Origin of the sequence: Piscinibacter sp. XHJ-5, from assembly GCF_029855045.1 — a bacterium.
In the GTDB taxonomy this organism is placed as follows: Bacteria; Pseudomonadota; Gammaproteobacteria; order Burkholderiales; family Burkholderiaceae_C; genus Albitalea.
Genome location: NZ_CP123228.1, coordinates 1,003,192 through 1,020,843, shown reverse-complemented (window position 1 = coordinate 1,020,843; position 17,652 = coordinate 1,003,192). Strand labels below are relative to the sequence as shown.

Here is a 17,652-nt window from a genome sequence, read left to right as displayed (position 1 = left end):
GTCACAACGTTCCCTTGGTCGACGGAATGACGCCCGCGGCGCGGGGGTCGATCTCGAGCGCCATGCGCAGCGCCCGTGCGAACGCCTTGAAGATCGTCTCGCACTGGTGGTGCGCGTTGTCTCCGTGCAGGTTGTCCACATGCAGCGTGACGCCGGCATGGTTGGAAAAGCCCTGGAAAAACTCGTAGACCAGCTGGGTGTCGAGCGCGCCGATCATTCCGCTCTTGAAGTCGACACGCATGTGCAGGCCGGGACGGCCGGAGAAGTCGATGACCACGCGTGAGAGCGCCTCGTCGAGCGGCACGTAGGCGTGCCCGTAGCGCCGCAGGCCCTTCTTGTCGCCTACCGCCTTCGCGATCGCCTGGCCCAGCGTGATGCCGACATCCTCCACCGTGTGATGGCCATCGATGTGCAGGTCGCCCTTGGCCTCGATCTCGAGGTCGATCAGGCCGTGGCGTGCGATCTGGTCGAGCATGTGGTCGAAGAATCCGATGCCGGTCGACAGCTTGGCCACACCGCTGCCGTCCAGGTTGATCGCGACGCGGATCTGCGTCTCGGTGGTGTTGCGGGTGACATCCGCCCTGCGCTCGATGCTCATCACAGGCTCGCTTTCAGCGCATCCATCATCTTCACGTTCTCATCGGGCGTTCCGACCGTCAGCCGCACGCAGTTGTCGAGCAGCGGATGCAGGAATGCGACGTTCTTCACCAGCACGCCGCGTGCCTTCATGCCTTCGAAGGCCTTCTTCGAGTCGGGCACGCGCGCCAGGATCATGTTGGCTTCGCTCGGGAAGGGCGTCACGCCCGGCAGCTCGGCGAGCTGCTTCAGCAGCGCATCGCGCTCGGTGCGGATGACAGCCGCCTGGCGCGCGTATTCGTCGGCATGCTCCAGCGCGAACAGCGCGGTCTCGCAGTTCAGCACGCTGACGTTGAACGGAGGCCGCAGCTTGTCCAGCTCGGCGATCAGCGGCTTGCGCCCGATCAGGTAGCCGATGCGCACCCCTGCCAGCCCGAACTTGCTCATCGTGCGCATCAGCAGCACGTGTTCGTGGCGCTCCAGGCGCGCCAGCGAGTCGCGCGCGGCGAACGGCTGGTAGGCCTCGTCCATCACGACCAGGCCCGGCGCCGCTTCGATGATGGCGTCGATGGCCGCATCGTCCCAGAGGTTGGCCGTCGGGTTGTTGGGATACGCCAGGTAGATGACGCCCGGCTGGTGCTCGCGCACCGCCGCCACCATGGCCGGCAGATCGAGCTCGAAGCTCGGCGTGGTCGGCACGCCGACGAAGCGCAGGCCCTGCAGCTTGGCCGACAGTGCGTACATCACGAACCCCGGGACCGGTGCCAGCACGGTGCTGCCCGGCACGTCGCTGGCCATCGCGATCAGCGAGATCAGCTCGTCGGAGCCGTTGCCGAGCATGATGTCGCAGTGCTCCGGCATGCCGGCGTGGCGTGCCAGCGCCGCGCGCAGCACGTCGCCACGCTCGGCGGGATAGCGGTTCAGCGCCACCTCTGCCAGTCGCCGCCCCAGCTCGTCGCGCAACGCGGGCGGCAGGCGAAACGGGTTCTCCATCGTGTCGAGCTTGACCATGCCTGCCGACGGCTGGACGGCATAGCCGTGCATCGACTGGATGTCCTGGCGGATCACCCGCTTCATCCGATCCTGCAGCGTGGCGCTCATTGCGCGGTTCCCTTGTTCAGTCTGAATTCGCCGGCCCGCGCATGCGCCTGCAGGCCTTCGCCATAAGCCAGCTCGGCGGCAATGGGGCCCAAGGTCTGCGCGCCGGCGGCGCTGACCTCGATGATGCTGGTGCGTTTCTGGAAGTCGTACACGCCGAGCGGCGACGAGAAGCGCGCAGTGCCCGAGGTGGGCAGCACGTGGTTGGGTCCGGCGCAATAGTCGCCCAGGCTCTCGCTCGTATAGGCGCCGAGGAAGATGGCGCCGGCATGCCGCAGCAGGGGCTCCCAGCGATGCGGCTCCTGCGAGCTCACCTCGAGGTGCTCGGGCGCGATGCGGTTGCTGAGCTCGCAGGCCTCGCCCATCGTCCGGGTGAGGATCAGCGCACCTCTGCCTTCCAGCGAGGCGCGGATGATGGCGTGGCGCGGCATGCCGGGCAGCAGGCGCTCGATGGCCTCGCGTACCTTCTCGATGTAGGCCGCGTCCGGGCACAGCAGGATGCTTTGCGCCAGCTCGTCGTGCTCGGCCTGGCTGAAAAGATCCATCGCGACCCAATCGGGCGGCGTGCTGCCGTCGGCCAGCACGAGGATCTCGCTCGGCCCGGCGATCATGTCGATGCCGATCTGGCCGAACACGCGCCGCTTGGCGCTGGCGACGTAGGCGTTTCCCGGGCCGGTGATCTTGTCGACCGCCGGAATGGTGGCCGTGCCGTAGGCCAGTGCGCCGACCGCCTGCGCGCCCCCGACGGTGAAGACACGATCGACGCCGGCCACGGCCGCTGCCGCGAGGACCAACGCGTTGCGCTCGCCACGCGGCGTGGGAACGACCATCACGATCTCGCCGACACCGGCGACCTTGGCCGGCACGGCGTTCATCAGCACGCTGGACGGATACGCCGCCTTGCCGCCCGGCACGTAGATGCCGACCCGGTCCAGGGGCGTCACCTTCTGGCCGAGCAGCGTGCCGTCCTCGTCGCGGTAGCTCCAGGACCTGCCGCAGGCCTCGAGCTGGCGTTCGTGATAGGCCTGTACCCGGCGCGCGGCCGCTTGCAGCGCCTCCCGTTGGGTCGGCGCAATGCCGTGGAGAGCGGACTGCAGCTCGGTGGGCTGAAGTTCCAGCGCCGCCACCGACGACGCCTGCAGGGCGTCGAAGCGCTGCGTGTACTCCAGCACCGCGGCATCGCCGCGGCGCTGCACGTCGGCCAGGATGCCCGCGACGCGCTCCTCGATCTCGTGGTCCTGCTCCGCCGACCAGTGCAGCACACGCTGGAACTCGGCTTCGAAGTCCGGAGCGGAGGTGCTGAGCTGGCGGATGGCGACGGTCATGATTCGATGGCGGCCGCAAAGGCGTCGATGAGCTGGCGGATGGGCTCGCGCTTGAGCTTGAGCGCGGCCTGGTTGACGACGAGGCGCGACGAGATCTGCATGATCTCCTCGACTTCGACGAGGTGGTTGGCGCGCAGGGTGCTACCGCTGGAGACCAGGTCGACGATCGCGTCGGCGAGCCCGGTCAGCGGCGCCAGCTCCATCGAGCCGTACAGCTTGATGAGGTCGACGTGGACGCCCTTGTCGGCGAAATGCTCGGCTGCGCAGCGCGTGTACTTGGTCGCCACCCGGATGCGCGAGCCCTGCTTCACGGCCGCGGCATAGTCGAAGTCGGCACGCGCGGCGACGCTCATGCGGCACTTGGCAATGCGCAGGTCCAGCGGCTGGTACAGCCCGTCGCCGCCGTGCTCGAGCAGGGTGTCGCGGCCGGTGACGCCGAGGTCGGCGCCGCCGTACTGCACGTAGGTCGGCACGTCGGTTGCGCGCACCAGCACCACCCGCACATCGGGCCGACTGGTGCCGATGATCAGCTTGCGCGACTTCTCGGGGTCTTCGGCGACCTCGATGCCCGCGGCCCCGAGCAAGGGCAGCGTCTCGTCGAAGATGCGTCCCTTCGAGAGGGCAAGGGTGATCATTTGACCCTCTCGATGTCGGCACCGATGCCGCGCAGCTTGGCTTCCATCTGGTCGTAGCCGCGATCGAGGTGGTAGATGCGGTCCACCACCGTCTCGCCGTCGGCCACCAGGCCGGCGATGACCAGGCTGGCCGAGGCGCGCAGGTCGGTTGCCATCACCGTGGCACCCGACAGGCTGGGCACGCCGTGGATCATCGCGGTGTGGCCGTCGACCTCGATGCGCGCGCCCAGGCGCAGCAGCTCGTTGACGTGCATGAAGCGGTTCTCGAAGATCGTCTCGGTGATCTTCGCGCTGCCCTCGGCGATGCAGTCGAGCGTCATGAATTGCGCCTGCATGTCGGTGGGAAACGCCGGGTACTCGCTGGTGCGGAATCCGACCGCACGGGGGCGCTGATCGCTCTTCACGCGGATCCAGTCCTCGCCGGCTTCGATCGACACGCCCGCTTCGCGCAGCTTGTCGATCACCGCACCGAGGTGCGCCGCCTGAGCGCTTCTCAGCACGACATGGCCTCCGGCTGCAGCGACGGCGCACAGAAAGGTGCCCGTCTCGATGCGGTCGGGGATGATGCGATGCGGCGCGAGCGGCGTCAGGCCGTGCAGCGCGTCGACCCCCTGGATGCGGATGCGGTTGGTGCCGTGGCCCTCGATCTTCGCGCCCATCTTGATGAGCATCTCGGCCAAGTCGGGAATCTCGGGCTCCTGCGCGGCATTCTCGAGCACCGTCTCGCCGTCGGCCAGCGTGGCAGCCATCAGCAGGTTCTCGGTGCCGGTGACGGTGATCATGTCCGTCGTGATGCTCGCCCCCTTGAGCCGTCTGGCCTTGGCGAGGATGTAGCCGTGCTCCACGCTGATGTCGGCGCCCATGGCCCGCAACCCCTTGATGTGCTGGTCGACCGGCCGCGATCCGATCGCGCAGCCGCCGGGCAGCGACACGGTCGCCTCACCGAAGCGGGCCAGCAGCGGCCCGAGAACGAGGATCGACGCACGCATCGTCTTCACGAGGTCGTACGGCGCCTCGGGCGTCGTCACGCGGCCGGCGTCGATGGTCACGGTGTCGGCCTGCGACTCGCTGCGCTCGGCGCCGGCACCCATGTTGCGAAGCAGCTTCAGCGTGGTGCTGACGTCCTGCAGCCGGGGCACGTTGGTCAGCGTGACGGGCTCGGCGGTCAGCAGCGCGGCGCACAGCTCCGGCAGGGCGGCGTTCTTGGCGCCCGAGATCGTGACTTCGCCTTCCAGTCGGCGGCCACCACGAATGAGGAGTTTGTCCATGAGCCTTCGTTCTGCCCATGCCCATCACGGCTTTCGAACCCGCTGGCGCAGGCCCGCCAGCCGCAGTGAACACTGCGGCGGGTGTCAGTGGTGGTGGGTGGAGGCCGGCGTGGAAGCCCACTCGGCCGGGGTCAGCGTCTTCATCGACAGGGCGTGGATTTGCTCGCGCATTCTATCGCCCAGGGCGCGGTAGACCCGCTGGTGGCGCGCCACGCGGTTCGCGCCTTCGAATTCGGCCGACACGATGGTGGCGAAGAAATGGCGCCCGTCGCCTTCAACCTCCAGGTGCTCGCAGACCAGCCCTTGCGCAATGAAGCGCTGGACGTCGGCGGCGGTGGGGTCGGACATGGTGAGCGGGATTTTACCGGGCGCCTCAGTGGCGGATCTTGTAGCCGATGCGCAGCAGGTGCAACGAGATGCCCGCGACGAGGAGAAAGCTCGTTCCCACGACGCCCAGACTGATCCACGGCGAGACGTCGCTGACCCCGAAAAAGCCGCGGCGGAAGCCGTCGATCATGTAGAAGAAGGGATTCAGGTGGCTGACCCCTTGCCAGAAGACGGGCAGCGAATGCACCGAATAGAACACGCCCGACAGGAAAGTCATCGGCATGATGATGAAGTTCTGGAACGCAGCCATCTGGTCGAACTTCTCCGCCCACAGACCGGCGATCAGCCCCAGCGAACCGAGCATGCCGGCGCCGAGCAGCGCAAACACGAAGATCCACCACGGCTCGGCGGCGCCCAGCGGGGCGAACCACAGCGTCACCAGAAGCACGCCCAGGCCGACCGCCAGGCCGCGCACCACTGCCGCGCCGACATAGGCCACGAACCAGGCCCAGTGCGACAGCGGCGCGACGAGCAGGAAGACCAGGTTGCCCGTGATCTTGCTCTGGATGAGCGACGAGCTGCTGTTGGCAAAGGCGTTCTGCAACACGCTCATCATCACCAGGCCCGGAATGAGGAAGCTGGTGTAGCCGACGCTCTCGAAGACCGTCACCCGGTCCGACAGCACGTGGCCGAAGATCAGCAGGTAGAGCACGGCGGTGAGCACCGGCGCGGCCACGGTCTGGAAGCTGACCTTCCAGAAGCGAAGCACCTCCTTGTAGAGCAGCGTGCGCGTGCCGGCCAGCGGGCCGGTGGCCACTGAGCTCATGCCGTCACCGCCTTCAGCGGCAGCGGCCGGGACTCGCCCTGCATGATCTCGAGGAACACGTTCTCCAGATCCGCTCGGCCGATCTCGAGATCCTCGGGCACGCAGCCGGCGGCGTGCAGCGCGGCGAGCACGCTTTGCACCTCCTTCGCATCGTGGGCCTTGATCTGCACGATGCGACCGGTGACACGCGACTGCGGCACGAGCTGTGCGGGCAGCGGGGTGTCCATCTTGAAACGCATCATCGTGCTGGCGGTGCCCGCGAGCAGCGCCGACGTGCGATCCAGTGCAACCACGCGGCCCTGCTTGAGCATCGCGATGCGGCCGCACAGCGCTTCAGCCTCCTCGAGGTAGTGCGTGGTCAGCAGCACGGTGTGGCCCTGCCGGTTCAGCCGTGCGACGAACTGCCACAGCGTCTGGCGCAGCTCGACGTCGACGCCCGCGGTGGGCTCGTCCAGCACGATCACCGGCGGGCGGTGCACCAGCGCCTGCGCCACCAGCACCCGCCGCTTCATGCCGCCCGACAGCTGGCGCATGTTGGCGTCGGCCTTGTCGGCCAGGCCCAGGTTGGCGAGCAGTTCGTCGATCCAGGCGTCGTTGTCGTGCACGCCGAAGTAGCCGCTCTGGATGCGCAAGGCCTCGCGCACGCTGAAGAACGGATCGAACACCAGCTCCTGCGGCACGATGCCGAGGCTGCGGCGCGCGGCGGCGTAGTCGCCGATGACGTCGTGCCCCTGCACCATCACGCGCCCGCCGGTGGCGCGCGCCAGCCCCGCGAGGATGCTGATCAACGTCGTCTTGCCCGCGCCGTTCGGCCCGAGCAGCCCGAAGAACTCGCCGGGCTGGATGTCGAAGCTCACGTGATCCAGCGCATGGACGCCGCCGCGAGGGCCGTGATAGGTCTTGCTGACGTCCTGAAAGGAGATGGCGGGCGAATTCACCGGCATAGGGGGCGCCATTGTAGGCAGCGCTCCCGAATCGTGCTCCCGCCGGTCCATCTTGGTGCTAGATTGCCCGGCACACCGAAAAGCCCAGAAGAACCATGGCCACCCAGGCGAAGAAGCCGCGCCGCACCGCCGAGCGCATCCTCGAGGTCACGCTCGAGCTGTTCAACCGCTTCGGCGAGCCCAACGTCTCCACCACGCTGATTTCGGCCGAGCTCAACATCAGCCCCGGCAACCTGTACTACCACTATCCGGCGAAGGACGAGCTGATCAACAGCCTGTTCGATCGCTACGAGCGAGCGCTCAACGAGCTGCTGCATGCCGCAGACAACGTGCGCAATGTGGAGGATGCATGGCTGTTCTTCCACATGATGTTCGAGCTGATCTGGCAGTACCGCTTCCTGTACCGCGACCTGAACGACCTGCTGTCGAAGAACCGGCGCCTCGAGACCCACTTCCAGTTCGTGCTCAAGAACAAGTCGCGCGCGGTGCAGAGCGTGCTCGACGGCATGACACGCGGCAACGCGATGCGCATGGAGTTGCGCGAAGCGGAGCCGGTGGCCACCGCGATGGTGGTCGTCCTCACTTACTGGCTGAGCTACGAGTACGTACGCGACCCGCGCAAGGCGCTCGAACCGGAGAGCGCCGGCGCGGCCTTGCTGCGCGGCGCCTTCCACTTGCTCAGCCTCCTGATGCCTTACCTCGAGCCCGCCCAGAAGGAGCATCTGCTCGGGCTGGTGGGCAACTACAACGCTGCCTGACACCCCAAGGAGACACCCCATGGCGAAATGGACCGCATTCCCGTACGACAACGCAGAGTACATCTACGATGCCGCGGCGCTGAAGAAGAACTGGGCGCGACTGCACGCCGGTGACGCCGAGCCGCTGCCCAAGGACGACAAGGTGCTCGCGGCGTGGGCGCTGTTCCACGCCGGCGAATTCCAGAAGGCCGCCGAGGCCGGCCTGAAGGCCGGCGGCGCGGGCATCACCGTGGCCAACAAGGCGCAGGCGATCTACGCCAACTACCTCGAGAAGAGCGAGAAGGCCAAGCTGTCGCTTTTCATGGAAGTGGCCGAGCGTGCGGAGGCTCAGGCGGCCGCCGAGCCGAAGAATGCCAACGCGCACTACCTGATGGCCTACGCCCTCGGGCGCTACAGCCAGGGCATCAGCGTCGCCAAGGCGCTGGCGCAGGGCCTGGGCAGCAAGGTCAAGGGTGCACTGGAGACGGCCATCAAGCTGCAGCCCAAGCACGCGGACGCTCACATCGCGCTGGGCGCCTTCCACGCCGAGGTCATCGACAAGGTGGGCTCGCTGTTGGGTCGCACGCAGGGCGCGAGCAAGGACACGGGGCTCGCGATGTACAAGCAGGCACTCAAGCTCAACCCCGCTTCGGCGATCGCGATGGTGGAATACGCCAATGGGCTGGTGATGCTCGAAGGCGAGAAGAAGATGAAGGACGCCGAGAAGCTCTACGCCGACGCCGCGGCCTGCGAGCCGATGGACGCGATGGAACTGCTGGATGTCGAGATGGCGAAGGCGGAGCTCGAGGACTAGGCCCTGGCGCCTACGCCGCCTCTCCCCAAGGCAGCATCAGGGTGACCATGAGCAGCTTCTCGAACTCCGGCTCGAAGCGCTCGATGATCCGTTGCGGCTCGGGACACAGCTTCTCGTCGGTGATGAGCCCGAACTGCACGCCGCCGCCATACGACAGGATGCTGACCCCGACGCCGATGTTGCCCGACTGCGGCACCCAGAACATCGTCTGGCGCAGGGTGGAGCCGCAGAACTTCAGCGGCTTGCCCGGGCCGGGCACGTTGGTCATCACCGCGGTGGCTTTCTTGGCGAACATGTTGAGCAGCGCGTCCTGCGCCGGCTTGATCAGCAGGCCCGCCACCGCCAGCACCGCGAAGGCCAGCACCGGCTGATAGCTGCCCTTGAGCTGCGTCATGCGCTGGCGCACGGCATACACGCGCTCGATCGGGTTGACGATGCCGACCGGCAGCACCAGCGGAACGAGGCCGAAGCGGTTGCCGAGTTGATAGGCCTTCTCCAGCGGCCGCAGGTTCACCGGCACCATCGCGCGGATCTCCTTGCCCGCGGGATCGTCGCCCGCATCGCGCAGGTAGCTGCCGATCGCCCCGGCCACGCAGGCCAGCAGCACGTCGTTGACGGAGCAGCCCAGCGCCTTGCCGACGGCCTTGACGTCGTCCAGCGAGATCGGCTCGCCCCAGGCGACTTTCTTGCTGCCGACGGGCTTGCCCTTCAGCAGGGTGGGCGAGTCGTCGGGCATCAGCGCCATCGACGCGACATCGCTGACGACCTGATAGCCGCTCCTGGCCATGTCGAGCGAGCCGAACAGCGGCTGGTACGGATTGGCCAGCATCTCCATCGACTTGGCGACGCCGCTGCCGTACATGCCGATGGCCTTCATCGTCAGGTCGGTGAAGGGCTTGACCACCGCATCGGTGAGCCAATCGGAGCCGCTGTCATCGGCCGTCTTGCGCAGCTTGCGCGCCGGGGGGTCGGCGCCGCCGTCGGTGATCGACAGCATCACGGAGATCAGCGCGATGCCATCGGCGATGCAGTGGTGCACCCGCGCGATCAGGGCGCTGCCGCCTTCGTACTGCTCGATGAAGTGAAACTGCCACAGCGGGCGCGAAGAATCGAGCGGTGTCGTCGACAGGCGCCCCGCCAGCTCCTGCAGCGCCGCACGCTCGCTCTGGCCGCGCCGGCGATGCAGCTTGTGGCGCACGACGTGCCTGGCCAGATCGAACTGCTCGTCGGCGACCCAGCTCGCGCCCATGGTGTCATCGACCACCTTCTGGCGGAAGCGGTCGTACTTGAGCAGCTTGTCGCTGATGCGCTCGGAAAGCGCCTCGTAGGTGATGGTGGGCGTGAGCAGCCACACGCCGACGATCATCATCAGGTTGACCTCGTTGTCCATCCGCAACCAGGCGGTGTCCACACGCGACATGCGCTCGGTGGTGGCGGTGAGCATCGGGAGTCTCCTCTACGGATTAGGCTTCAGCGCAGCCGACGATGCTGAGTAACATGCGGGCCGTCAATGGCATTTTCACCCACAGGAGACCCACCATGGCCGACTTGAAAGCGCGATTCGAACAGGCGGTGGCCGAATCGAAGCAACTGCCGGAAAAGCCCGACAACATGACGCTGCTGAAGATCTACGCGCTGTACAAGCAGGCATCCAGCGGCGATGTCGACGGCAAGCGCCCCGGCTTCACCGACATGGTCGGCCGCGCGAAGTGGGACGCGTGGAACGAGCTCAAGGGCAAGAGCACCGATGAGGCGATGCAGGAGTACGTCGATCTCATCGAATCGCTGAAGTAGACCGCGTGCCGGACGGCGCTATTTTTTCGCCGTCTTCTTCGCGGGTGTCGCAGCAGACTTGGCGGCGGTCTTCCTGGCCGCCGCCTTCTTTTTGGCCGCCGTTTCGGCGTACAGCAGATCGTCGAGGTTGCGCTCGATCTCGGCCTCGATCGTCTTGCTGAAGGCGCCGAGCAGAAAGCCCAGTGTCGCGGTCAGATCGAAGTGATCGGCCGCGACCACCAGCTGGCCCCGCACGCCGGGACGCGTGAATTCGACGGTATCGCTGGCCTCGCCCTCGATGACCGTGCATTCCATGTCGAACTTCTTCTCCACTTCTTCGGCCCAGTGCCAGGCCACCTCGCGCGCCTTGGCAAGGCCCAGCTTGTGGGCGCGATGGATGCGGATATCGGCCATCTGTCAGTCTCCCAGGGACGCCAGTGCGGCGCGTCGTTCGGCTTTGGTCGGCAGGTCGGCAAGCCGCCTGACTTCGGCGTAGAAGCGCTTGAAGTCGCCGCCGCTGTGCTGGAACAGCTTCTCGAAATCGGGCACGAGCTCGGTGTAGGCGGCCAGCACGCCGAAGCCGGCATTGTTGGCGCGCGAGAACCAGGCGTCATACCCGGAAAACCCGGCCCAGCGCGAAGCCTTGATCGCTTCGTACTCGGCGCGAAGCTCTTGCATCAGCCGGGCCTTGGCGGCGCGCTTGCTGTCGTCGCTGGCGTCGCTGGCGTACAGCGCCTCGAACCGGTCGCGGTACTTCTTGGTCAGCGTGCGGAAGTCGCGACGCCGGCCGTCGAAGCGCTCGTACTCCTCGCGCGCCTGCGGCGCGGCGCGCTCGCTGAGCCAGCGCGCCCCGCCGATGCGCTCGACCGCGGTCGCGAAGGATTCGTTGAAATCCGTGTCGCCCTTGGCATACGCCACCTGGTGCGCGAGCTCGTGGAAGATGAGCCGCGCCAGCTCGCCTTCTGGAAACTGGATGAAGGTGTTGAGCAGCGGGTCGGCGAAGAAGTCGCCAGGGATGGCGCCCAGCGTGGAATAGGCCGGCACGCCGTAGACGCTGACCTCGAGGCCTTGTCGCCGCAGGTCCTCCGCGAAGGCGTCGGCCCGCTCGCGCTCGAAGTACCCGCGGTAGCCGACGCAGCCCACCACCGGGAAGCACCACGTCTTGAGCGTGAGGCTCAGCTCGGGGGCGGCGACCACATTCCACACGGCGGCATTGCGCTTCAGGTCGGCATAGCGGCGATAGCTCGCGTTGTCGGGCAGCTGCAAGTCGCTGACCGCGAAGTCGCGGATGCGCTGCGTGAGCGCGAGTCGCTCCTTCAGCGTTGCGGAGGCGTCTTCGTCGCTCATCCACTGCGGCACCGGACGGGCGCTGCGCAGCAGGTCGAGGTGGCCGCCGACCGAATGCGCGTAGTAGCCGATCGAGCTGCAGCCCGAGCCGATGCAGATCGTGACCGCGGCCAGCGCGATGCTGCCTGCGAGCCCTATGCCAGCCATCAGCAGCCCGCGCCTCACGACGCCGTGCCGGCCGGGCGCACGTCGACGAGGCAGTCGTAGAACGACGGTGCACGGCCGATGTCGGTGAGCCGCTGGTGCGTGACCTCGTTGACGTTGGTGCCGGTGGGACCCAGCTTGCGCCACCAGACACCCAGGCCGTTCACCACGCCAGGCCGGGCCCGCTTGCTGAGCACGGCCTTGCAGACGTATTCGCCGCGATCGTTGAACACGCGCACCGCCTGGCCGTCGACGATGCCGCGCGCCAGCGCATCCGTCTCGTGGATCTCGACCAGCGGCTCGCCTTCGATGTCGCGCAAGCTCTGCACGTTGACGAAGGTCGAATTGAGGAAGTTGCGCGCCGGCGGCGAGATCATCGCCAGCGGATAGCGCCGGGCAAGCTGCGGCGAGCTCGCTGCCGACTCATAGTTCGGCACGTAGTCCGGCACACCGAACTGCGGCGAATCGATGACGCACTTGCCGCTCGGCGTGCGAAAGCCGCCTTCGGCCAGCGGCGCCTCCGGCAGCGGCAGCGCGACCCATCCGTCGGCGCGCAGCGCGTCGAAGCTCACGTCGCGGATGAAGGCCGAGCGCGCCATCTGCTCGTCGGTATCGCGCAAGCATGCATCGTCGAAGCCCATGCGCTGCGCCAGCTCGCGAAAGATGCCGGTGTTCGGCTTCGCTTCGCCGAGCGGCGCAATCGCCGGCTCGTTGATCAGCGCGTAACGATGGCCGTAGCTGGTGTGCACGTCCAGGTGCTCGAGCTGCGTGGTGGCCGGCAGCACGTAGTCGGCGTGATCGGCGGTGTCGGTCATGAACTGCTCGAGCACGACGGTGAAGAGGTCCTCGCGGCAAAAGCCCTTCACGACCTTTGGCGATTCCGGCGCCACGGCGACCGGGTTGCTGTTGTAGACGACGAGCGCCTCGATCTTCGGACCGAACTCGGGCGAGCCCTCGTTCAACAGCGCATCGCCGATCGTGCTCATGTTGATCGTGCGCGGCCGGCGCTCGCCCAGCAGATCAGGCCGCTGCAGCGCGGCGCGGTCCACCGGGAACCAGCCTGACGACGAGAGCAGCAGGCCGCCCGCGCGATGTCGCCATGCGCCCACCAGGCACGGCAGGATGGCGACCAGCCGCACCGCGTTGCCGCCGCCGCGTGCGCGCTGCATGCCGTAGTTCAGACGTATCGCCGCGGGCGAACTCGTGCCGTAGTCGCGAGCCAGCCCGCGCACCTCGTCCGGCGTGATGCCGCACACCTGCGCGGCACGCTCGGGCGGCCACTGCAGCGCGCGTTCGCGCAGCAACGCCCAGCCCTCCGTGTAGCGCTCGATGTAGTCGTGGTCGAGCCAGTCGTTGACGATGAGCTCGTGCATCACGCCCAGCGCCAGCGCGCCATCGGTGCCGGGCAGCAGGCCGATGTGCTGGTGGCACTTGTCGGCGGTCTCGGTCCTGCGCGGGTCGATGCAGATCAGCTTGGCGCCGTTGCGCTTCGCGGCCTGCGCGAAGGTCCAGAAGTGCAGGTTCGACGCGATCGAGTTGCTTCCCCAGATGACGATGAGGCGGCTCTCGGCATAGTGCTCGAGGTGCATCCCGATCTTTGCGCCGTACGTCGCGGCGAGCGCTTCGCCGCCGGCGCTGGAGCAGATCGTGCGGTCCAGCAGCGACGCGCCCAGCTTGTGAAAGAAGCGCCGGTCCATGCTCTCGCCCTGCAGCAGTCCCATCGTGCCGGCATAGCTGTACGGCACCACTGCCTGCGGGTCGCGCGACGCAATATCGGCCAGACGCGCCGCGATGTCGTCCAGCGCCTCGTCCCAGGTCACACGCACGAACCGGCCGCTGCCCTTCGGTCCGCTGCGACGCATTGGATGCAGGACACGTCCGGCGTGATAGGTGCGTTCGGGATAGCGCGACACCTTGGTGCACAGCGCGCCATGGGTCGGCGGATGGTCCGGGTCGCCCTGCACCTTGATGGCGCGGCCATCGTGAACGGTGACGCGAATCGCACAGGTGTCGGGACAGTCATGCGGGCAGGCCGCGCGCACGAAGGTGACGGAATCGTTCATGAGGCCAACTATTGCACAGAGCCGATTCCACAAGCCGCACCGGGGCGTCGGAGAATCGTGAGGGCGCACTCCGGACCAGTCGGGACCGGTCGCTTAAAGCGGGCACCGTTGCCTGCACAAGAACTCGAGGGGCTTCTCATGAACCGTCGTGACGCGATCAAGCAGTTCACCGCTGCCGGTGCTGCGTTGGCACTGCCCGCCTGGGCACAGGCCAAGTCGCTCGTCCTGGGCCAGTCGGCCGCATTCAGCGGACCGGCCGCGCAGCTCGGCATCCAGATGAACAAGGGCGGCAAGATCTACTTCGACATGGTCAACGCCGGCGGCGGGATCAACGGGCAGCAGATCGAGCTGCGCACGCTGGACGACGGCTACGAGCCCGATCGCTGCAAGGCCAACACCGAGAAGCTCATCAAGGACGACGTCTTCGCACTGTTCGGCTATGTCGGCACGCCGACCTGCCTGGCCGCGCTGCCGCTGGTGAACGAAGCGAAGATCCCCTTCTTCGGCCCCTTCACCGGCGCCGAGGCCCTGCGTGACCCGTTCAGCAAGTCGGTGTTCCACGTGCGCGCGTCGTACTACGACGAGACGGCGCTGATCGTGAAACAGCTCACCGCGCTGGACCTCAAGAAGATCGCGGTCTTCTACCAGAACGACAGCTACGGCAAGGCCGGCCTCGAAGGCGTCAAGCGTGCGCTCACCCCTCTGGGCCTGGCGCCGGTGGCGCTCGGCACGGTCGAGCGCAACACGGTGGACGTGGCCAAGGCCGTGCAGGAAATCGTGCAGAAGATGCCCGACGCCGTGGTCCAGATCAGCGCCTACCGTTCCTGCGCCGCCTTCATCCGAGAGGCGCGCAAGGCCGGCTACGGCGGCACCTTCTACAACGTCTCGTTCGTCGGCACGCAGGCGCTGGCCGATGAGCTCGGCAAGGAAGGTCTGGGCATCATGATCAGCCAGGTGATGCCCTATCCGTTCGCCACGACCACCCCGATCTCGCGCGAATACCTCGAAGCGGTGCGCAAGGCCGGCGGCGACGCCAAGCCCAACTACTCGAGCATGGAAGGCTACCTGGCCGCCAAGGTGCTCGCCGAGGGCCTGCGCCGCGCCGGGCGCAACCCGTCGCGCGAAGCGCTGGTCTCTGCGCTCGAGTCGATCCAGAACGCCAACTTCGGCGGCTTCAACGTCAACTTCGCACCGAAGCAGCATGTCGCCTCGCGCTTCGTGGACCTGTCGATGCTGACCGACGACGGCCGCGTGCGCCGCTGAGGACATCGCCGGCTGCACGGCGCATCGCGCCGTGGCCGATGGACGACTTTCGGGAGGTGACCTTGCTGCAACGTCGACAACTCATCCGGGCCTGCGCCGGCCTGTGCACGGCCAGCGTGGGCCTGCCCGCGTGGACGCAATCGGGCCACAAGATCGTGCTCGGCCAGTCAGCGGCATTCAGCGGTCCGGCGAGTGCACTGGGGGAGGAGTTCCGCAAGGGCGCCCAGCTGCTGTTCGACCGCGTCAACGCACGCGGCGGCATCGGCGGTCGCAGCATCGAGCTGCAGAGCCTGGACGACGGCTACGAGCCCGATCGTTGCAGCGCGAACACCCGCAAGCTGATCGACTCGGGCGTCTTCGCGCTGTTCGGCTACATCGGAACGCCCACCAGCATTGCAGCGCTGCCTTTGGCTACCCAGGCGCAGGTGCCGTTCGTCGCGCCGTTCACGGGCGCGGAAGCGCTGCGCACGCCTTTCAATCGCTATGCCTTCCATGTGCGCGCCTCGTATTTCAACGAGACGGCTGAGATCGTCAAGCAGCTCACCGCCGTCGGCATCCGCAAGATTGCCGTCTTCCACCAAAACGACAGCTACGGCAAGGCCGGTCTCGATGGCGTGACCCGGGCGCTGCAGCCCCTGGGGCTGCAGCCGGCGGCGCTCGGCACGGTCGAGCGCAACACAGTCGCCGTCGACGCAGCGGTGCAGTCCATCATGGCCGGCAAGCCCGACGCGATCGTGCAGATCAGCGCGTACAAGTCCTGTGCGGCCTTCATCCGCGCGGCGCGCAAGGCCGGCTTCGGCGGCACCTTCTACAACGTGTCCTTCGTGGGCACCCAGGCGCTGGCGCAGGAACTGGGCGCCGATGGCCGGGGCGTCGTCGTGAGCCAGGTGATGCCGTTCCCGTTCGCGCCGAAAGCGCACGTCTCGGGCGAATTCCTGAGCGCCGGCAGGACGGCGCTCGGGGACAAGTTCGAACCCAACTACAGCAGCATGGAAGGTTATGTCGCGGCAAAGGCGCTGGCCGAAGGCTTGCGGCGCGCCGGGGGCAAGCCGACCGCGGACAGCCTGATCGCCGGCCTCGAATCGATGCACGAGTTCGACCTCGGCGGCTTCCTGGTCGACTTCGGACCGCAGAAGCACACGGGCTCCAAATTCGTCGACCTGACCATCCTCACTGCCGACGGCCGCGTCCGCCACTAGTTCCGGCGCCCGTTTGACGCGCTGGCAGGCCCCCAGCGCCACGGGTAAACTGGGTCGCTCCACTTCGTCTCCAGCGCCTGACCACGGCGCGCGCGAGCCCCGGAGCACACCATGCGCCTCATCGAATCCATCCTTGCCGACGCGGCGTCGATCGCCGCCGTGCGGCGTGACATCCACGCCCATCCCGAGCTCTGCTTCGAGGAACAGCGCACCTCTGATGTGATCGCCGGCCAGCTCACCGACTGGGGCATCCCGGTCCATCGCGGCCTGGGCAAGACCGGCGTGGTGGGCATCGTGAAAAACGGCAGCAGCGGGCGCGCCGTGGGCCTGCGCGCCGACATCGATGCGCTGCCGATGACCGAGCACAACACCTTCGCCCACGCCAGCCGGCATCCGGGGAAGATGCATGCCTGCGGCCACGACGGCCACACCGCGATGCTGCTGGCGGCAGCCAAGCATCTGTCCAAGCATCGCCTGTTCGACGGCACGGTCTATCTGGTGTTCCAGCCGGCCGAGGAAGGCGGCGGCGGCGCGCGGGAGATGATCCGCGACGGACTGTTCGACAGGTTTCCGATGGAAGCGATCTTCGGCGCGCACAACTGGCCCGGCATGCAGGTCGGCCAGTTCGCCGTCAAGAGCGGTCCCTGCTTCGCATCGAGCAACGAATTCAAGATCACGATCCGCGGCAAGGGCGCTCACGCCGCCATGCCGCACAACGGCATAGACCCGGTGCCGGTGGCATGCCTGATGGTCCAGGCCTTCCAGACGATCATCACGCGCAACAAGCGCCCCATCGATGCCGGCGTGATTTCCGTGACGATGATCCACACCGGCGAGGCGACCAACGTGGTTCCCGACGTCTGCGTGATGGAAGGTACCGTGCGCACATTCACGCTCGACGTGCTCGACCTGATCGAGCGCCGCATGAAGGAAGTCGCGCAGCACACCTGCACGGCCTTCGGCGCGACTTGCGAGTTCGAGTTCGTGCGCAACTACCCCCCCACCATCAACCACCCGGCGGAGACCGAATTCGCGCGCCGCGTCATGGGCGAGGTCGTCGGCGCCGACAACGTGCTCGAGTTCGAGCCCACGATGGGCGCCGAAGACTTCAGCTACTTCCTGCTCGAGAAGCCCGGCGCGTACTTCCTGATCGGCAACGGCGACGGCAGCCATCGCACCAGCGGCCACGGCATGGGCCCATGCATGCTGCACAACCCGAGCTACGACTTCAACGACGAGCTCATCCCGCTCGGCGCGACCCTGTGGGTGCGCATGGCGGAGCAGTGGCTGGCCCAGCCGCGCTGATCCCAGCG

At 67.2% G+C, this 17,652-nt stretch carries 18 protein-coding genes; 6 read left to right on the top strand and 12 right to left on the bottom strand.

The annotated features are described in order from the left end of the window. Window position 1: 1 nt before the first annotated feature. The 8 genes from hisB to P7V53_RS04800 all read right to left on the bottom strand — a co-directional run bounded on the left by hisB (window position 2) and on the right by P7V53_RS04800 (window position 6,999). Window positions 2-598: an imidazoleglycerol-phosphate dehydratase HisB gene (gene hisB, locus P7V53_RS04835; RefSeq protein WP_280154346.1), complete on the bottom strand. Its 597-nt coding sequence runs from the start codon at window positions 596-598 to the stop codon at window positions 2-4. Beyond that, entirely contained in the window at window positions 598-1,677 is a 1,080-nt protein-coding gene (gene hisC, locus P7V53_RS04830; RefSeq protein ID WP_280154345.1) for a histidinol-phosphate transaminase, read from the bottom strand. Before hisC ends, hisB begins: the two co-directional genes overlap by 1 nt. After that, window positions 1,674-2,999: a histidinol dehydrogenase gene (hisD, locus tag P7V53_RS04825; protein WP_280154344.1), complete on the bottom strand. Its 1,326-nt coding sequence runs from the start codon at window positions 2,997-2,999 to the stop codon at window positions 1,674-1,676. Before hisD ends, hisC begins: the two co-directional genes overlap by 4 nt. Next, entirely contained in the window at window positions 2,996-3,634 is a 639-nt protein-coding gene (gene hisG, locus P7V53_RS04820) for an ATP phosphoribosyltransferase (RefSeq protein WP_280154343.1), read from the bottom strand. The genes hisD and hisG overlap by 4 nt, the downstream gene beginning before the upstream one ends. Further along, window positions 3,631-4,902 (bottom strand): UDP-N-acetylglucosamine 1-carboxyvinyltransferase, encoded by a 1,272-nt coding sequence (gene murA, locus P7V53_RS04815; protein WP_280154342.1) that lies wholly within the window; start codon window positions 4,900-4,902, stop codon window positions 3,631-3,633. The genes hisG and murA overlap by 4 nt, the downstream gene beginning before the upstream one ends. 84 nt (window positions 4,903-4,986) lie before the next feature. Then, window positions 4,987-5,250, bottom strand: a complete 264-nt coding sequence (locus tag P7V53_RS04810; RefSeq protein ID WP_280154341.1) for a BolA family protein — start codon at window positions 5,248-5,250, stop codon at window positions 4,987-4,989. A 25-nt stretch (window positions 5,251-5,275) separates the two neighbouring features. Continuing rightward, window positions 5,276-6,055 (bottom strand): ABC transporter permease, encoded by a 780-nt coding sequence (locus P7V53_RS04805; RefSeq protein WP_280154340.1) that lies wholly within the window; start codon window positions 6,053-6,055, stop codon window positions 5,276-5,278. Next, complete coding sequence (locus P7V53_RS04800; RefSeq protein ID WP_280154339.1) at window positions 6,052-6,999, bottom strand: ABC transporter ATP-binding protein; 948 nt, start codon at window positions 6,997-6,999, stop codon at window positions 6,052-6,054. Before P7V53_RS04800 ends, P7V53_RS04805 begins: the two co-directional genes overlap by 4 nt. Before the next feature lie 95 nt (window positions 7,000-7,094). Here P7V53_RS04800 and P7V53_RS04795 point away from each other — a divergent pair, with 95 nt between their 5' ends. Both P7V53_RS04795 and P7V53_RS04790 read left to right on the top strand, forming a co-directional pair. After that, the gene (locus P7V53_RS04795; protein WP_280154338.1) at window positions 7,095-7,757 is read left to right on the top strand and encodes a TetR/AcrR family transcriptional regulator; all 663 of its coding nucleotides are present in this window, start codon (window positions 7,095-7,097) and stop codon (window positions 7,755-7,757) included. Window positions 7,758-7,776: 19 nt separating this feature from the next. Next, complete coding sequence (locus P7V53_RS04790; RefSeq protein WP_280154337.1) at window positions 7,777-8,550, top strand: hypothetical protein; 774 nt, start codon at window positions 7,777-7,779, stop codon at window positions 8,548-8,550. Between the two features lie 10 nt (window positions 8,551-8,560). Here the strand turns inward: P7V53_RS04790 and P7V53_RS04785 are convergent, their stop codons facing one another. Further along, window positions 8,561-9,994: a wax ester/triacylglycerol synthase family O-acyltransferase gene (locus P7V53_RS04785; RefSeq protein ID WP_280154336.1), complete on the bottom strand. Its 1,434-nt coding sequence runs from the start codon at window positions 9,992-9,994 to the stop codon at window positions 8,561-8,563. 95 nt (window positions 9,995-10,089) lie between these two features. On the opposite strand from P7V53_RS04785, the gene P7V53_RS04780 reads away from it, so the two are divergent. After that, a complete protein-coding gene (locus P7V53_RS04780; RefSeq protein ID WP_280154335.1) occupies window positions 10,090-10,344 on the top strand; it encodes an acyl-CoA-binding protein in 255 nt (84 codons plus the stop codon). Window positions 10,345-10,362: 18 nt separating this feature from the next. On the opposite strand, the gene P7V53_RS04775 is transcribed toward P7V53_RS04780, so the two are convergent. From P7V53_RS04775 to P7V53_RS04765, 3 genes are read right to left on the bottom strand one after another with little or no spacing between them, the layout of a single operon-like run. Then, the gene (locus tag P7V53_RS04775) at window positions 10,363-10,737 is read right to left on the bottom strand and encodes a polyhydroxyalkanoic acid system family protein (protein WP_280154334.1); all 375 of its coding nucleotides are present in this window, start codon (window positions 10,735-10,737) and stop codon (window positions 10,363-10,365) included. Between the two features lie 3 nt (window positions 10,738-10,740). After that, window positions 10,741-11,817: an aminopeptidase gene (locus tag P7V53_RS04770; RefSeq protein ID WP_280154333.1), complete on the bottom strand. Its 1,077-nt coding sequence runs from the start codon at window positions 11,815-11,817 to the stop codon at window positions 10,741-10,743. Between the two features lie 14 nt (window positions 11,818-11,831). Then, window positions 11,832-13,877 (bottom strand): molybdopterin oxidoreductase family protein, encoded by a 2,046-nt coding sequence (locus tag P7V53_RS04765; protein WP_280154332.1) that lies wholly within the window; start codon window positions 13,875-13,877, stop codon window positions 11,832-11,834. 138 nt (window positions 13,878-14,015) lie between these two features. On the opposite strand from P7V53_RS04765, the gene P7V53_RS04760 reads away from it, so the two are divergent. The 3 genes from P7V53_RS04760 (at window position 14,016) to P7V53_RS04750 (ending at window position 17,644) form a co-directional block, all read left to right on the top strand. Further along, complete coding sequence (locus tag P7V53_RS04760) at window positions 14,016-15,140, top strand: ABC transporter substrate-binding protein (RefSeq protein WP_280154331.1); 1,125 nt, start codon at window positions 14,016-14,018, stop codon at window positions 15,138-15,140. Between the two features lie 38 nt (window positions 15,141-15,178). Beyond that, the gene (locus P7V53_RS04755) at window positions 15,179-16,339 is read left to right on the top strand and encodes an ABC transporter substrate-binding protein (RefSeq protein ID WP_280154330.1); all 1,161 of its coding nucleotides are present in this window, start codon (window positions 15,179-15,181) and stop codon (window positions 16,337-16,339) included. A gap of 111 nt (window positions 16,340-16,450) precedes the next feature. Continuing rightward, window positions 16,451-17,644, top strand: a complete 1,194-nt coding sequence (locus P7V53_RS04750; protein ID WP_280154329.1) for a M20 aminoacylase family protein — start codon at window positions 16,451-16,453, stop codon at window positions 17,642-17,644. Window positions 17,645-17,652 lie beyond the last annotated feature (8 nt).

Bases quoted from the DNA above. Each gene is read 5' to 3' on its own strand.
- P7V53_RS04810 (WP_280154341.1), bottom strand. From the start codon at position 5,250: ATGTCCGACCCCACCGCCGCCGACGTCCAGCGCTTCATTGCGCAAGGG.
- P7V53_RS04805 (WP_280154340.1), bottom strand. From the start codon at position 6,055: ATGAGCTCAGTGGCCACCGGCCCGCTGGCCGGCACGCGCACGCTGCTC.
- P7V53_RS04790 (WP_280154337.1), top strand. From the start codon at position 7,777: ATGGCGAAATGGACCGCATTCCCGTACGACAACGCAGAGTACATCTAC.
- hisC (WP_280154345.1), bottom strand. From the start codon at position 1,677: ATGAGCGCCACGCTGCAGGATCGGATGAAGCGGGTGATCCGCCAGGAC.
- P7V53_RS04775 (WP_280154334.1), bottom strand. From the start codon at position 10,737: ATGGCCGATATCCGCATCCATCGCGCCCACAAGCTGGGCCTTGCCAAG.
- P7V53_RS04800 (WP_280154339.1), bottom strand. From the start codon at position 6,999: ATGCCGGTGAATTCGCCCGCCATCTCCTTTCAGGACGTCAGCAAGACC.
- P7V53_RS04755 (WP_280154330.1), top strand. From the start codon at position 15,179: ATGGACGACTTTCGGGAGGTGACCTTGCTGCAACGTCGACAACTCATC.
- P7V53_RS04795 (WP_280154338.1), top strand. From the start codon at position 7,095: ATGGCCACCCAGGCGAAGAAGCCGCGCCGCACCGCCGAGCGCATCCTC.
- hisD (WP_280154344.1), bottom strand. From the start codon at position 2,999: ATGACCGTCGCCATCCGCCAGCTCAGCACCTCCGCTCCGGACTTCGAA.
- P7V53_RS04750 (WP_280154329.1), top strand. From the start codon at position 16,451: ATGCGCCTCATCGAATCCATCCTTGCCGACGCGGCGTCGATCGCCGCC.
- P7V53_RS04770 (WP_280154333.1), bottom strand. From the start codon at position 11,817: ATGGCTGGCATAGGGCTCGCAGGCAGCATCGCGCTGGCCGCGGTCACG.
- P7V53_RS04765 (WP_280154332.1), bottom strand. From the start codon at position 13,877: ATGAACGATTCCGTCACCTTCGTGCGCGCGGCCTGCCCGCATGACTGT.
- P7V53_RS04785 (WP_280154336.1), bottom strand. From the start codon at position 9,994: ATGCTCACCGCCACCACCGAGCGCATGTCGCGTGTGGACACCGCCTGG.
- hisB (WP_280154346.1), bottom strand. From the start codon at position 598: ATGAGCATCGAGCGCAGGGCGGATGTCACCCGCAACACCACCGAGACG.
- P7V53_RS04760 (WP_280154331.1), top strand. From the start codon at position 14,016: ATGAACCGTCGTGACGCGATCAAGCAGTTCACCGCTGCCGGTGCTGCG.
- murA (WP_280154342.1), bottom strand. From the start codon at position 4,902: ATGGACAAACTCCTCATTCGTGGTGGCCGCCGACTGGAAGGCGAAGTC.
- P7V53_RS04780 (WP_280154335.1), top strand. From the start codon at position 10,090: ATGGCCGACTTGAAAGCGCGATTCGAACAGGCGGTGGCCGAATCGAAG.
- hisG (WP_280154343.1), bottom strand. From the start codon at position 3,634: ATGATCACCCTTGCCCTCTCGAAGGGACGCATCTTCGACGAGACGCTG.